The 12989-nt window shown below is 62.2% G+C and carries 12 protein-coding genes; 6 read left to right on the plus strand and 6 right to left on the minus strand.

The features are described from left to right. The first annotated feature begins 1 nt into the window (after position 1). Both clpX and lon read left to right on the plus strand, forming a co-directional pair. Complete coding sequence (gene clpX, locus DDIC_RS09570; protein ID WP_136400226.1) at positions 2-1294, plus strand: ATP-dependent Clp protease ATP-binding subunit ClpX; 1293 nt, start codon at positions 2-4, stop codon at positions 1292-1294. A gap of 393 nt (positions 1295-1687) precedes the next feature. Then, a complete protein-coding gene (gene lon / locus DDIC_RS09575) occupies positions 1688-4126 on the plus strand; it encodes an endopeptidase La (protein WP_136400227.1) in 2439 nt (812 codons plus the stop codon). 96 nt (positions 4127-4222) lie between these two features. Here the strand turns inward: lon and DDIC_RS09580 are convergent, their stop codons facing one another. From DDIC_RS09580 to DDIC_RS09590, 3 genes are read right to left on the minus strand one after another with little or no spacing between them, the layout of a single operon-like run. After that, a complete protein-coding gene (locus DDIC_RS09580; protein WP_136400228.1) occupies positions 4223-4909 on the minus strand; it encodes a hypothetical protein in 687 nt (228 codons plus the stop codon). Continuing rightward, positions 4903-5481, minus strand: coding sequence for a bifunctional adenosylcobinamide kinase/adenosylcobinamide-phosphate guanylyltransferase (locus DDIC_RS09585; protein WP_136400229.1), 579 nt, complete (start codon positions 5479-5481; stop codon positions 4903-4905). The genes DDIC_RS09580 and DDIC_RS09585 overlap by 7 nt, the downstream gene beginning before the upstream one ends. Further along, positions 5481-6956, minus strand: coding sequence for a hypothetical protein (locus DDIC_RS09590; protein WP_136400230.1), 1476 nt, complete (start codon positions 6954-6956; stop codon positions 5481-5483). The genes DDIC_RS09585 and DDIC_RS09590 overlap by 1 nt, the downstream gene beginning before the upstream one ends. A 230-nt stretch (positions 6957-7186) precedes the next feature. Here DDIC_RS09590 and thiD point away from each other — a divergent pair, with 230 nt between their 5' ends. The 4 genes from thiD to truA all read left to right on the plus strand — a co-directional run bounded on the left by thiD (position 7187) and on the right by truA (position 10585). Then, entirely contained in the window at positions 7187-7990 is an 804-nt protein-coding gene (thiD, locus tag DDIC_RS09595) for a bifunctional hydroxymethylpyrimidine kinase/phosphomethylpyrimidine kinase (RefSeq protein ID WP_136400231.1), read from the plus strand. A 123-nt stretch (positions 7991-8113) separates the two neighbouring features. Next, positions 8114-8551: a flagellar export protein FliJ gene (fliJ, locus tag DDIC_RS09600; protein WP_136400232.1), complete on the plus strand. Its 438-nt coding sequence runs from the start codon at positions 8114-8116 to the stop codon at positions 8549-8551. Continuing rightward, on the plus strand, positions 8508-9812 hold the full coding sequence (locus tag DDIC_RS09605; protein ID WP_247647445.1) for a MotE family protein: 1305 nt from the start codon (positions 8508-8510) through the stop codon (positions 9810-9812). The genes fliJ and DDIC_RS09605 overlap by 44 nt, the downstream gene beginning before the upstream one ends. Then, positions 9812-10585, plus strand: coding sequence for a tRNA pseudouridine(38-40) synthase TruA (gene truA, locus DDIC_RS09610; protein WP_136400233.1), 774 nt, complete (start codon positions 9812-9814; stop codon positions 10583-10585). The genes DDIC_RS09605 and truA overlap by 1 nt, the downstream gene beginning before the upstream one ends. 93 nt (positions 10586-10678) lie before the next feature. Here truA and DDIC_RS09615 read toward each other — a convergent pair whose 3' ends face one another. The 3 genes from DDIC_RS09615 to DDIC_RS09625 form a co-directional block, all read right to left on the minus strand. After that, positions 10679-11098 (minus strand): YbjQ family protein, encoded by a 420-nt coding sequence (locus DDIC_RS09615; protein WP_136400234.1) that lies wholly within the window; start codon positions 11096-11098, stop codon positions 10679-10681. 159 nt (positions 11099-11257) lie between these two features. Next, positions 11258-12247, minus strand: coding sequence for a hypothetical protein (locus tag DDIC_RS09620; RefSeq protein ID WP_136400235.1), 990 nt, complete (start codon positions 12245-12247; stop codon positions 11258-11260). An 87-nt stretch (positions 12248-12334) separates the two neighbouring features. Continuing rightward, a complete protein-coding gene (locus tag DDIC_RS09625; protein ID WP_136400236.1) occupies positions 12335-12970 on the minus strand; it encodes an HAD family hydrolase in 636 nt (211 codons plus the stop codon). Between the last annotated feature and the right edge of the window lie 19 nt (positions 12971-12989).

Consider the following 12989-nt stretch of genomic DNA (forward strand, 5'->3'; position numbering starts at 1 on the left):
TATGGCCAAGAACGATAAACCCACGGTGAGCGAACCTCTGCGCTGCTCCTTTTGCGGACGCAGCGAGCTTGAGGTGCGCAATCTCATCGTGCAGGACGGCGCAAGCATCTGCGACAAATGCGTCAAAGCCTGCAACGAAATTATCGCACGCGACCAGATGGAAAGCCCGCAAAGCGATGAGCGGCTTCTTTCGCCCCAGGAAATCAAGGACCGCCTTGACCAGTACGTCATCGGGCAGCACGAAGCCAAAAAGATCCTTTCGGTAGCGGTGCACAACCACTACAAGCGTGTGTTTTACGCCAACGCCCTGGGCGACGATGTGGAGCTTGAAAAAAGCAACATCTTGCTTGTGGGCCCCTCTGGCAGCGGCAAAACCCTGCTTGCCAAAACGCTGGCCCGCGTGCTGCGCGTGCCTTTTGCCATAGCTGACGCCACCACGCTTACAGAAGCGGGTTACGTGGGCGAGGATGTGGAAAACATCCTTGTGCAGCTGCTGCAAAATGCCGACTACGACCTTGATGCCGCCAGCAAGGGCATCATCTATATTGACGAAATCGACAAGATTTCGCGCAAGGGCGACGGCCCCTCCATCACCCGCGACGTGTCGGGCGAAGGCGTGCAGCAGGCCCTGCTCAAGATCATCGAAGGCACCGAGGCCAATATTCCTCCCAAGGGCGGGCGCAAGCACCCCCAGCAGGAATTTATCCGCATGAACACGGGCAACATCCTGTTTATCGTGGGCGGCGCTTTTGTGGGCCTCGACAAGATCGTGGGCGGGCGCATGAGCGGCGGAGCCATGGGCTTTGGCGCCAAGATGCGCGCCAGCAAGGAGCTGCCCCTTGGCGAGCTGCTCGACAAGGTGCACCCGCAGGATCTTGTGAAGTACGGCCTTATCCCCGAATTTGTGGGCCGTATCCCCATCATCACCCATGTGGACGAGCTGGACGAGCCGGATCTGGTGCGCATCCTTACCGAACCCAAAAACGCTCTGGTGCGCCAGTACCAAAAGCTGTTCGGGCTTGAGAATGTCGACCTGCGTTTTACGCCCAATGCCCTCAAGGCCATTGCCGCCAAGGCCATTGAACGTAAAACGGGAGCGCGCGGTCTGCGCAACGTGATGGAGCGTACCATGCTCGACATCATGTTTAAGCTGCCCTCCCTGCCCAATGTGCGCGAATGCCTGATTAATCAGGCTGTTATTGATAAAGGCAAGGAGCCTGTGCTGCTGTTTGGCGACAAGGCCGACAGCGCCGAAGCTTCCACGGCCCAGGCCGGGGGCGACAAGGCCTCCTAGCCCAGGACCCGCCCGCGCCCTACGCCACGCGCAAGGGCGCGGACGGATGCCAGCAGCGGCACTGCCGCTGGGTTACAGCGGATTTGTCGCAAGCCAAACCGCGTTGCAAAGCGGCTGCAAGGCGCCTGTTGCATACTTGCCGACAAAGCGGCACAGTACGACAGCAAAAGGCCTCGCCGCTGGCAAAAAAATTCGGGGCATTCAGCCTGAACGCCCCGACAGGGCTGCGCAAGCGGCCTTGCGCCCCACAGCCCCACGCGCGCAATTTGCGCTCATTGACGGCCACAAGGGCATGACTTTCACCCCTGATGCGTGCAGCGTTGCAGGGGTAACCGCTTTAAAGTTCCGCCGGGCGGCGCTGACCGCCGTCCGGCTTTTTTTCAGGGGAAATATATGACAGACGACATGCGCGGCTCTGACGCCTACACTGAACTGCCCATCATGCCTTTGCGCGAGGTGGTCATGTTCCCCCGCTCCATCATGCCCCTCTTTGTGGGCCGCGAAGCCTCCATCAAGGCCATCGAGGCCGCTCAGAGCACGTACAGCAAACAGATTTTTCTGGTGGCGCAGCGCGAGCCCGAGCTTGAAAAGCCCGACGCCCAGGACCTTTCGCCCGTGGGTGTGGTCAGCAAGGTGCTGCAGATGCTGCGCCTGCCTGACGGCACCATCAAGGTGCTGTTTGAGGGCGTGTACCGCGCCACCTGGGAAGACCTGCACGAAGACGAACAGTGCGCCATGGTGCGCGTGCACCGCCGCGCCGAAAGGCAGAGCCGCCCCGAAGAGCGCGAAGCCCTTGTGCGCGCCGTGCACGAAGCGCTGGAAGAATACGGCAAGAACAACAAAAAAATTTCGCAGGAGGCGGTGCTCTCCATTCTGGCGCTGCAGGAGATCGGCCCCCTGGCCGACGCCATCATCCCGCACCTCAAGGTCGATTACCGCAAAAAGCAGGAAGCCCTTGAAATTGACGACGCCACCCAGCGCCTCGAGCTCGCATACGAGCTTTTGCAGGGCGAGGTGGCCCTTGCCACGGTTGAAAAGCGCATTAAAAACCGCGTCAAGGTGCAGATGGAGCGCAACCAGCGCGAGTACTACCTCAACGAGCAGATCAAGGCCATCAACAAGGAAATGGGGCGAGACGACGACCCCCAGGCCGAAGTTGACGAAATAGAGCAAAAGCTCAAGACCCGCGATATGCCCGAAGAAGCGCGCGAAAAGGCTCTTTCCGAAGCCCGCAAGCTGCGCAGCATGCCCCCCTCGGCGGCGGAATACACGGTTGTGCGCAACTATGTGGACTGGATTCTTGACCTGCCCTGGAACGACCTCAAGCAGATCGACATCAATCTCGACAAGGCGCGCGAAATTCTGGACGGCGACCACTACGGCCTCGAAAAGCCCAAGGAACGCATACTCGAATACCTTGCCGTGCAAAAACTTTCGCACGGTCTCAAGGGCCCGATCCTCTGCCTTGTGGGTCCCCCAGGCGTGGGCAAAACCTCGCTCGCCAAGTCTGTGGCCCGCGCAACAGGGCGCGACTTTGTGCGCCTTTCGCTCGGCGGCGTGCGCGACGAGGCCGAGATTCGCGGCCACCGACGCACCTACGTGGGCGCTCTGCCCGGCAAGATCATCCAGTCGCTCAAGCGGGTAAAGTTCAACAACCCCCTCTTTTGCCTGGATGAAGTGGACAAGATGACCTCCGACTACCGCGGCGACCCAGCCTCGGCCCTGCTGGAAGTGCTTGACCCCGAGCAGAACAATACGTTCATGGATCACTACCTTGATCTGGAGTATGATCTTTCCAAAATCTTTTTCATCACCACGGCCAATTCGCTGCACTCCATCCCCGTGCCGCTGCTTGACCGCATGGAAATAATCGAGCTCAACAGCTACCTTGAAACGGAAAAGCGCCATATCGCCCGCCGTTTTCTGCTGCCGCGCCAGCGCGAGGAGCACGGCCTCAAGGAGGGCAACATCCGCGTGTCGGACAACGCCATCCTCGAGCTTATCCGCTCGTACACGCGCGAGGCCGGGGTGCGCAACCTGGAGCGCGAAATCGCGGCCCTCTGCCGCAAGACCGCCATCAAGCTGGTGGAAGACGACAATACGGAAAAATGCGTCAGCATCTCGCGGCAGAGCCTGCCCGCCTTGTTGGGCGTGAAAAAATACCGTCACGACGAGCGTGAAACCGAGCCGCAGGTCGGCGTGTGCGCTGGCCTGGCCTACAACCAGCGCGGCGGCGAAATACTGCTGGTAGAGACAAGCCTCATGGCTGGTTCGGGCCAGGTGGTGACCACCGGCCAGCTGGGCGAGGTCATGACGGAATCGGCCAAGGCGGCGCTTTCGTACGTGCGCTCGCGGGCCGAAGTGCTGGGCCTCGACACGCGCTTTCACCGCAAGGTCGACATCCATGTGCATGTGCCCGCAGGGGCGACGCCCAAGGACGGCCCCTCGGCGGGCATTACCCTGGCTACGTCCATCACCTCGGCCCTGCTGGGCATACCCGTGCGCAACGATGTGGCTATGACGGGCGAAATATCGCTGCGCGGCCGGGTGCTGCCCATTGGCGGCCTGCGCGAAAAGCTGCTGGCCGCGCGCCGCAGCGGCATTAAAAAAGTGATCATGCCCCACGACAACGAAAAAGACCTCAAGGAAGTACCGGACGAAGTGCTGCGCGACCTCGAGATCGTCTTTGTCGATCATGTGGACGAGGTGCTGCCCCAGGCCCTTGCGGCCACCGCCGAAGAGATATTCTCCGGCAGGGCCACTGCCCAGCCCATTTGCCGCACCCTGCGGCCCGAAAAGCACGAAGACGACAAAAACCAGCCCGCGCAGTAGCGGCACTGGTCATTGCAATACTAAAAAAGGGGGCGCAGGCCCCCTTTTTTAGTATCCGTCAAACATTACGAAGGATGCTCCATACGCCCGGCCCGGTTACGGCTCAACAGCGCGGCTCTCCGCCGCCACCTTGCGCAGCAGCGATTCCATGTTGGCCACCGAGGTCAGCCGCATCTCGCCGTTCACCGGAGCAACGCGGCCCGTCACGTCATACGACTCGCCGTTGCCGCCGTCGTGCACCACAAAGGGCACAAGCCAGCCGTCGCCGTCGCGGCGCGCCTGCCCTACGCTTTTGATTTCCTTGCGACCGGTGGAGGCGTCGGCAAAAAGCGGGGCCAGCAACCCCTGCGCCGCAGTGCCAGAGGGCTTTTTACCCGCAAAGGCCCCGGACGAAATGCCGTTGAGCACAAAGGCCCGTGTTTCGTTGAGCAGCAGGGAGCGCACGTTGCCCTCCTTGGCGGCCGCCTGGGTAAACAGCAGGGCAACCATGGGCGGCAGATCCTTTGCGGCCTCCGGGTCTTGGGCGCGGCGAACAAAAAGATTCAACGCCTGCTCAAGTATGGCGTCCACATCCACCTGCCGTTCAAAGGCGGTCACGTCCGATTTGTCCACCGCAGCGCCCGCCTCAAGCACGCACTGACGCGGGTCGGCAGCGGCAAGGGCGGTACGCGGCTGCCATGCAACCGCCGCGCACAACAACAGGCCTGCGCAAAAAATGGTCATGCGGGCACAGGCCCGCGCACTCCAGGCGTTGCTGCCGGGCAGCCCCATAAAATTCAGCATAGTTCCTCCGGCAACTGTCCCTTGAGCGCAAGGGGCAGCCCGCAACTTACAAAAAGTACGGTGTCGCACACGCGGGCCAGCGCCTGATTGGCCAGACCCAGCGTATCCTGAAAACGTCGGCCAAGACTCGACATGGCGACCATGCCAAGGCCAGCCTCAACACTTACCAGAGCAAGCGGCAGCGGGCAGTCTGCAACAACAGCCGCCAGCGCGTCCACACGCCCAAGGATGTCGGCTTCCGTCATGTCGGCGGCCATGAGGTTGGCCACCCACAGGCTCACACAGTCAAGCAGCACCACGCCGGGCGAAGGGGCCTCGGCTCCCTTCGTCTGACCGGCTCCAGCCAGGCCAATGCCGGACAGCAGGCCCACCGGGTCAAGCGGCTCTTCGCTGCACTGCCAGCCCTGACCGCGCTCCGCCTTGTGCCGGGCGATACGGGCGGCCATTTCCGCATCATCGGCGCGTCCCGTGGCAAGGTACAGCCTCCACGGAGCCTGCGCCTCGGCCCAGCGCTGGGCCAGACCGCTTTTGCCGCTGCGCGTGCCCCCGACAAACAATACGGCCTTGCCCATTACTGCTGCCCGCCGGTCCGGGCTGCAGGGGCACGCAACGCACCGTTCTGCCTGTTTTCTGCTGGCAGCGCTGGCACGGCCTGAGGCGCGGTCAACGCGGGGGCGCTATTGGCCGGAGGGGTCAGCGCGGGCGCGGTTTGCACCTGCGCGCCGGTCTGTCCAGCCCCTAGCGGAGCGCTTTGCGGCATGGATTGGGGCGCAGACTGGGACGCAGCCGGGGACCCAGCCGGGGGCGCAGCCGGGGGCGCTGTCAGATGCGTCCCTTGCTGCATGCCCTGCGGAGCAGCCGATCCCCCTCCTTGCGAAAACGGCGCGCCCGTGGCCGTTTGGGCGCTGCGCCGCGCCAGATCGCGCAAAACGCCCGCCGAGGCCTGCACAGCGGCAAGAGCCTGGGGGTCGGCATGCAGGCGGCGGTCAACCCACTGGGCCACAAACAGCAGGGAATCATCATCCAGCGCCTGCCCGCCGCCCTGACGGATGGCCGCCACAAGGGTGCGCTGATGGGCGGCGCGTTCTTCCAGCGCCCGACGATAACGGGCGCTCAGCCCGTCAACGCGCATCTGCGCCGTAGAAATCTGAGAACCGGAGGCGTTGTTTTCGCGCAGCTGATCTACGGCAAACACCGCCTCGGCCATCTGGGCGTTTATGTCCACCGCCACCTGCGAGGCTTTGTCCTCCTCGCGCATGCGGGCGGCGAGATTGGGCACGGAGGCCACGCCCTCCAGCGCCCCGGCCAAAAGCACAAACCGCCCGGCCATGGTCATGTGCAGCTGGCGCACCTGCTCAGGAGTGAAACCCTTGGCGGCCGCATCGCGGTTGACGGCATCCAGAAAACGGTCTGCATACAGGCTGTAAAGGCCGCGCAGCATGGTGGGCTGAAAGGCGTACCGCAGCAGCGCGTCGCGCCCGCCCTTGCCGTCTGACGTGCCCGCGAGCTTGACGCCGTAGCGCTGGTTGAGCGCCTGCACGCTGAGGTTCAGCGTGCCGCTCTGCGGGCCGGGTTTAAAGCGGGCGACAATAAAGGCCGCCAGATCTTCCACAAACTCCAGCCGCACGTGGCTGTCTTCCGTAACTTTTTGCGGCATCTGCACGCCGCCCTGCTGACCAAACTGCCCGGCTGCCGACCCGTCCACAGGGGCGGCTACGCTGCCCTGCACGGTCTGCCCGGCCAGCGTGCCCGGCGAGGTGGGGGGGCTTACTACCGAGACGGGCGGTGGCGGCGGCCCATCGCGCAGCACGTCTCCCACGCCGGCCAGGAGCGTACCGCTGGTGGCGTTGTCGATGACGTCAGCGGCCTTTTCGCGCCACTGGTCGCGGGTCGATTTGTCCCGCGTAAGCCAGATGGCCGCGCCGCTTACCAGTATCACGGCCAGTAGCGCCAGCACCACCGCCTTGCGCGCGCCTGCGCGGGCAGGGGCGGGCTTGGGCATGTTCATGATGTCCGGCACGTTCAGCGTTTTTTTTTCCAATTTCATAAATTCTCCTAACAAGGCGATCCGTCCTGCTGCGGCGAGCCGCCTCAAAAACGGCGTGCAAAGCCATCATTTCCGTTTATCGCGCGTAAATGCTAGCATTGCTTCCCTGCAGTGTGAAGACATTTTCCAGAGAGTTTCTGGATACCTGACGAAACAGCCTGCATTGCGCCTCAGAGGGCGTCAGGGTATAATGACAGGATAACCACGTAGCATTGCAAGAGAGGCTATGTATGCTTACTCCCCCAAACATCCTCACCATTGCCGGTTCTGATTCCGGCGGCGGCGCAGGCATTCAGGCAGATATCAAAACCATCATGGCCCTCGGCGGCTATGGCATGAGCGTTATTACAGCCCTGACCGCGCAAAACGGGCTTGGCGTTACGGGCATCCATGCGCCCGACGCGGACTTTGTGCTTTTGCAGCTGCGCACAGTGCTCGAAGGATTTTCCATCAAGGCGGCAAAAACCGGCATGCTGTTTTCAGCGCCCATTATCCGCGCAGTGGCTGGCGAGCTGCGCAGCCGCGATTTTCCGCTGGTTGTCGACCCTGTTTCCGTGAGCCAGAGCGGCAGCCGCCTGCTGCAGGAAGATGCCGTCGCCGCGCTGGTGGAAGAAATGTTGCCCGGCTGCGACCTGCTGACCCCCAACCGCCCGGAGGCGGAGATGCTCACCGGCATGAGCATCAACAGTCTTGAAGACGCCGAGGCCGCAGGTGAAAAACTGCTGGGCATGGGCGCGCGCGCCGTGCTTATCAAGGGCGGGCACATGGAGAGCTCCATCGTTGTGACCGACTGCCTGTGCGTACCCGGCGAGCGACCCAAACACCTGCCCCAGGCCAAGGTTGAAACCGCCAACAACCACGGCACTGGCTGCACGCTTTCCGCCGCCATTGCCACCGGGCTTGGACGCGGCCTGCCCCTGCAGGCGGCCGTGGCCAGAGCGCAGGAGTTTCTTAATCTCGCGCTGCGCAAGAGCTATGCCCCCGGCAAGGGTTGCGGCCCTGTAAACCACGCTGCGGCCCTGAACATCAAATAACCGCCAAGACCGCGCCATTGCCGTCAGGGCCTGCCCTGCCCGCACCAACTGGGGACAGGTTGGCCCGCTGTTTGCAAATTCAGCAGATGGACAGTACGGGCGTCAAAAACAAGGCGGTGCGGCGTGCCCTTTCATTTTAAAATGCAAAAAGTTCTCGACTACCGGGAGCAGCTTGAGGAAGAAGCCAAGGTTGATCTGGCCCACAAGCAGAAACTTCTGGAAGAAGCGCGGGAGCTTTTTGAACGGCTCAAGGCCGAGCTGCGCCAGAGCGAAGACCACCTCTTTGAATCAGCCCTTGTTCCACAGCAGGAGCGCTGGCTGCTTGAGCAGTACGTCAAGGGGCTGAAGGGCGACGTGGCCCAAGCGGCCCTGCAGGCCCGCATGCAGGAACAGCTGGTGGATGAAGCCCGCAAGCTGCTTGCCGCCCGCGCCATTGAACGAAAACTGCTGGATAAGCTCAAGGAACGCCAGAAGCAGCAGTATCTTCGTGAGGAACAACTGAAGGAGCAACGCGTCAATGACGAAACAGCCACACTCCGCTACAAAGCTCCGGCTCTCTAAGCTTTTCCGCTGGCTGGCGGTGCTCTGCTTTATAAAGCTTACCATCCTCGGCCTGTTGCTGCTGGATGTGCCCACGCCGTCCTGGCTTGGCGGATCGCCCAGACAGGACGCACCCGCCGTGGCCGAAACCGGCCCCCATGGCGGGCAGGAAGCCGCACAAACCGCCGCAGCGGCGGAACCGGCATCCTCCGGCATTGCCCAGAGCGTCAGCTCATCGCTGTCGGCCATGGGATCGTCCCTTGATGCTGCCATTGCCACTGTAACGGACAAGGTCGAGGCTGGCCAAAGCGTCCCCCAGGGCGCGGCCGCCGCCCGCATTGCCGCCGCTGCCAAGCCGCAGGGCGGGCATGCAGCCAACCTGCCCGACGCCGCCATGCCCGCGCCTCTTATCCGTGCGGCGGCCTCCGGCGGCGCAGCCGGGCCATCTGCCGCCAGCGCTTCCAGCCAGACGTTTTCGCCCAATCTGCCAGAGCCGCAGGCTCTGTCAGCCCCGCAGGCAGAGCCGGGAACCTCCGCGCCCTCCAGCAGCCTGATTGTTTCGGCCAAACCCAATCGCGCCAGCGAATCAGAATGGCTGGACGCCCTGGGACTGAGCCATCTGCCCATCCCTGGGCTTGGCAGCGTGCAGGCCGCCCACGCGGCCGCTCTGGACATGCCTGTTCCGCAGGCTCCTTCCACCGGGCAGTCGCCCTTTGCCCCTGCGGAACAGACCGCGCCGCTTTCAGTACCTGGCGCGCCGCCCATCCCGGCCAACATACCGCGCGGGCAAGGCGCAGACGGCGCTCCCCTGCCCCAGCGCAGCGCCGCAGGCGGCAATGACGGATTTTTGCCAGCCCTGCCGCAAGGTCAAAATACCGGTTCGCTGCCCGTGCCTGCCGTGCAGACGCCGCCCAACGCCTACGCCAACGACCCCAACAGCAAGGCGCAGGATCTGGCGCGCCAGCAGCAGGACATCCTTGTGCTGCGCCAGCAGATGGACCAACGCCTCAAGGATATTCAGGATACCGAAAAAAAGATGCAGGACATGATCCGCGAGGCCAGAGGCATCGAGAACGAAAAAGTTCACCGTCTGGTGCTCACGTATTCCATGATGAAGCCCAAGGCTGCGGCCAAGGCCCTGGAAAGCATGGACGAGCGCGTGGCCATCCGCATTCTTTCCGGCATGTCGCCCAAGCAGTCGGGCGAAATACTCACTTACGTGTCGCCCGCCAAAACCGCAAAACTGACAGAGCTCATCACCCGTATGAGGATCCCCGACTGATGCGCCTCAAACTTCTGGTGGCCTACGTAGGAACCCGTTACAGCGGTTGGCAGATACAGGAAAAACCCAGCCCGCCCCCCACCATACAGGGCGAGCTTGAGGCGGCCCTGCGCACCATTGCCGGGCGGAGCGTGCGCGCCTACGGATCAGGGCGTACCGACTCGGGCGTTCACGCCCACGGGCAGGTTGTGCACTGCGACGTACCCGATACCCGCACGGGGCTCGACTGGCGCAACAGCCTCAATGCCGTGCTGCCGCGCGACATCCGCGTGCTGCACGCCCAGCAGGCGGCCCCCGATTTTCATGCCCGCAAGGACGCTCTGCGCAAAACCTATGCCTACCAGCTGTGGCAGGAGCAGACCTTTATGCCCCCGCAGCTCACCCCCTTTGTCTGGAAATGCGGCCCCCTCAATGTTGACGCCATGCACGAGGCCCTGCCCCACCTGCTGGGGCGTCACGATTTTGCCGCCCTGCGCAATGTGGGTACGGACGTGGACAGTACGGAACGTACTGTGCTGCAGGCCGAACTGAACGCCATGCCGCCCTGTGAATATTACCCCCCCCACGCGCCCATGCTGCGCTTTGTGGTCACGGCTGACGGCTTTCTCAAGCAGATGGTGCGCAATATGGCGGGCCTGCTGGTTGCCTGCGGTCAGGGCAAAATTGCCCCGCACAGCGTACCAGCCCTGCTCGCGACCCGCGACCGCCGGTCAGTGCCAGCTGTTACCGCCCCGCCGCAAGGGCTCGCCCTGGTAAACGTGGTTTACCCCTGAAAGACCGACGGCCTTTGCAGAATTTGCCTGCGCAACACAAAGGCCCCCGCTCAAACTGAACGGGGGCCTTTGCTGTATGGTGTTCCGGCTTGCTCAGATTATTTCGCTGAGGCCAGATTGTTCCTGAGCCTTGAATTTTTGTTGCAGCATGAGCGGCAATGATTCCGGATCGGCGGGGTCAAATTCAAACATCACTGCCGTGCCGAAGCAGGAAAAATACTTGCTGCCGTCGGGGTGAAAGGCCACGTTTTCGTTATAGCCCACGATGGCCTGAGCGCCCTTGTTCATGGCGCGCGCCGCCATGCCAAAAAAGGCCTCGTCCGAATCAAACCCCCGGCAGCACACCAGCCCCAGCACCTTGGCGATGCGGCGGCCCTCCACCTGATGCGTCGTCACCACAGGAAAACGTCCGGCAAGAAAAACCTCGCGCACTCGGTCGCTGCCGTCAGAAGCGCCCGCTGGCCTCTCCGCCTTGCGGCTCTTTTTCTCGTGGCCTCCCAGCAAAAAGAACATGCTGAACCTCCAGATCAGATGGATGTTCGGGTGCATGACACCCGTCGCATTCAATTTGCAAATGGCTTGCCAATGATAATTTTATGTTAAATTACAACATATTATATATGAGACGCGCGCCACAGTCAGGGTATTGACGCACAACTCGGGCACGGTGCTTCAACGCATCTGGTTGGCGTCGCGTACAAAGTCATTATAAGCGGCGCGGCTGGCCAGAGCGGCGTTGTTCATTTCAAAACGCAGCGGGGCGTAAAACTCCCCTTCCAGCCCGTTGTCAAAAAGCTCCGCATACCTGCTTGCCTGCTTGAGAAAGCCACGGTAGCGGCGTTCCAGATCAGGCGCGGCCATAAAGGGCGGGCGGCCGCCGTCGGCCAGAGCAGAGGCCAGTTCTTGCCGCAGGTTTTGGAGGGCCTCCCGGTCGGGCTTTTCGGGCGTCAGTAATGTGGCGGTTTTACCAAAAACGGCAAAAATGCGCTCCGCAGCCTGAATCTGCCTCTTCAGTGGATGATTGCGCAACAGCATGTCTTCCGCCGGTGCGGCTTCGCCCTCCACAATCTGCATAAACGCATCGCGCGCAACCACAAAGGCGGCATGCGCCTTGGCTATGCTTGCGCCAAACGAACGGCCTTTTGCCCCGTCATCCTGCACCGTGGCGTCTTCCACATATTTTTCAAGCTGGCGGTAGTCGGCCCGCATGCTGGCGATGGCCTTGTTCATGTCCTGCACGCTGGCCGCCATTTTTTTTGTCTGCTCGGGCGTGAACAACCCCACAGGCGGCACAAGACGGCGGGCCAAAACGTCGTCCCCGTCAGGGTTGATGGCCGGACGTTTTGCCAGCTGCCACTCAGCAAGATAATACTTGGTGTAGGCGATGAGCACGTCGGCCTGCGCGTAACGACCCGCCGCAAGAGCCGTGGAGGCGGCATTGGAAAAAGCCACCAGACGGTCGGCCCGATCCAGCTCCGCAGGACTGGGCGGCGGGCTGGCTTCTTGCGGTTGTTCGACAGCGGGCGGGGTTTCCGCCTTGGGCGCAACAGCAGACTGTTCCGCCGGTTTGCTGTCGCCTTCTTCTTTCTTGTCCGATTTACAGGCGGTCAGCAGCATGGCCAGACTCAAAACCAGCATCAGGGTACAAATGATGTTTTTCATAGGCGGATATGCGTAAACGTCCCGCTCGGCTGGCGGGACGTTCATAACGGTTTGCAAAGTATTGCGAATATGCAATGCTGCTGTTGTTCAGGCCCTGGCGGATATCCAGGCGTCAAGACCCGTGAGGTCTTCGCCCCAGGCAAACGAGCCGCCCTTGAGCTCCGGCCCCACGCCGTAAAACTGTGTGCCCACGGTTTCCGCCGCATCGCGGTCTGTGGGGGCGTCGCCCACCATCAGCACATCTGCGGGGTCAAGCTTCTGCCGGGCCACAATCTGCCCCAGCAGCACGGCCTTGGCTGGCGGCGAGCCGTGTATGCCGTCAAAATATCCGTCCAGCCCGCGCTCGCGCAGCACCGCCAGAACTTCCTCCTGCGGCGCGCCGGAGCAGACGAACATGGGCAGCCTGCCCCGCCAGGAGTCAAGAGTCTCCTGGATGCCCGGTATGAGCTCGCAACGGCGCAGCTCATCCAGCACGTATTCCGCAAAGCGGTTGCCAAGGGCTTCCGACTCTTGAGGCGTGATGGTTTTGCCCAGCACATCGGCAAAAAACCATTCAAACTTTTTGTAACGGCTCACGCCGCCGTGCACCTTGTGGTACATCAAAAAGCGGTCTCGCGCCTCGGGGCCAAAGGGCTCCATAAGGCGGCCAAAAGCACGGGTCTTTACAGGTACGCTGTCGAGTATGACGCCGTCGCAATCAAACACAAGGCATTGCAGTGACATAAAATTCCTTAATCAGTTC

Source organism: Desulfovibrio desulfuricans (genome assembly GCF_004801255.1).
In the GTDB taxonomy this organism is placed as follows: Bacteria; Desulfobacterota; Desulfovibrionia; order Desulfovibrionales; family Desulfovibrionaceae; genus Desulfovibrio; species Desulfovibrio desulfuricans_C.

Excerpts from the sequence above, each read along its gene's own strand:
- DDIC_RS09590 (WP_136400230.1), bottom strand. The coding sequence starts at position 6,956 with ATGAAATTGGAAAAAAAAACGCTGAACGTGCCGGACATCATGAACATG.
- clpX (WP_136400226.1), top strand. The coding sequence starts at position 2 with ATGGCCAAGAACGATAAACCCACGGTGAGCGAACCTCTGCGCTGCTCC.
- DDIC_RS09585 (WP_136400229.1), bottom strand. The coding sequence starts at position 5,481 with ATGGGCAAGGCCGTATTGTTTGTCGGGGGCACGCGCAGCGGCAAAAGC.
- DDIC_RS09620 (WP_136400235.1), bottom strand. The coding sequence starts at position 12,247 with ATGAAAAACATCATTTGTACCCTGATGCTGGTTTTGAGTCTGGCCATG.
- truA (WP_136400233.1), top strand. The coding sequence starts at position 9,812 with ATGCGCCTCAAACTTCTGGTGGCCTACGTAGGAACCCGTTACAGCGGT.
- DDIC_RS09615 (WP_136400234.1), bottom strand. The coding sequence starts at position 11,098 with ATGTTCTTTTTGCTGGGAGGCCACGAGAAAAAGAGCCGCAAGGCGGAG.
- DDIC_RS09580 (WP_136400228.1), bottom strand. The coding sequence starts at position 4,909 with ATGCTGAATTTTATGGGGCTGCCCGGCAGCAACGCCTGGAGTGCGCGG.
- DDIC_RS09605 (WP_247647445.1), top strand. The coding sequence starts at position 8,508 with ATGACGAAACAGCCACACTCCGCTACAAAGCTCCGGCTCTCTAAGCTT.
- DDIC_RS09625 (WP_136400236.1), bottom strand. The coding sequence starts at position 12,970 with ATGTCACTGCAATGCCTTGTGTTTGATTGCGACGGCGTCATACTCGAC.
- lon (WP_136400227.1), top strand. The coding sequence starts at position 1,688 with ATGACAGACGACATGCGCGGCTCTGACGCCTACACTGAACTGCCCATC.
- thiD (WP_136400231.1), top strand. The coding sequence starts at position 7,187 with ATGCTTACTCCCCCAAACATCCTCACCATTGCCGGTTCTGATTCCGGC.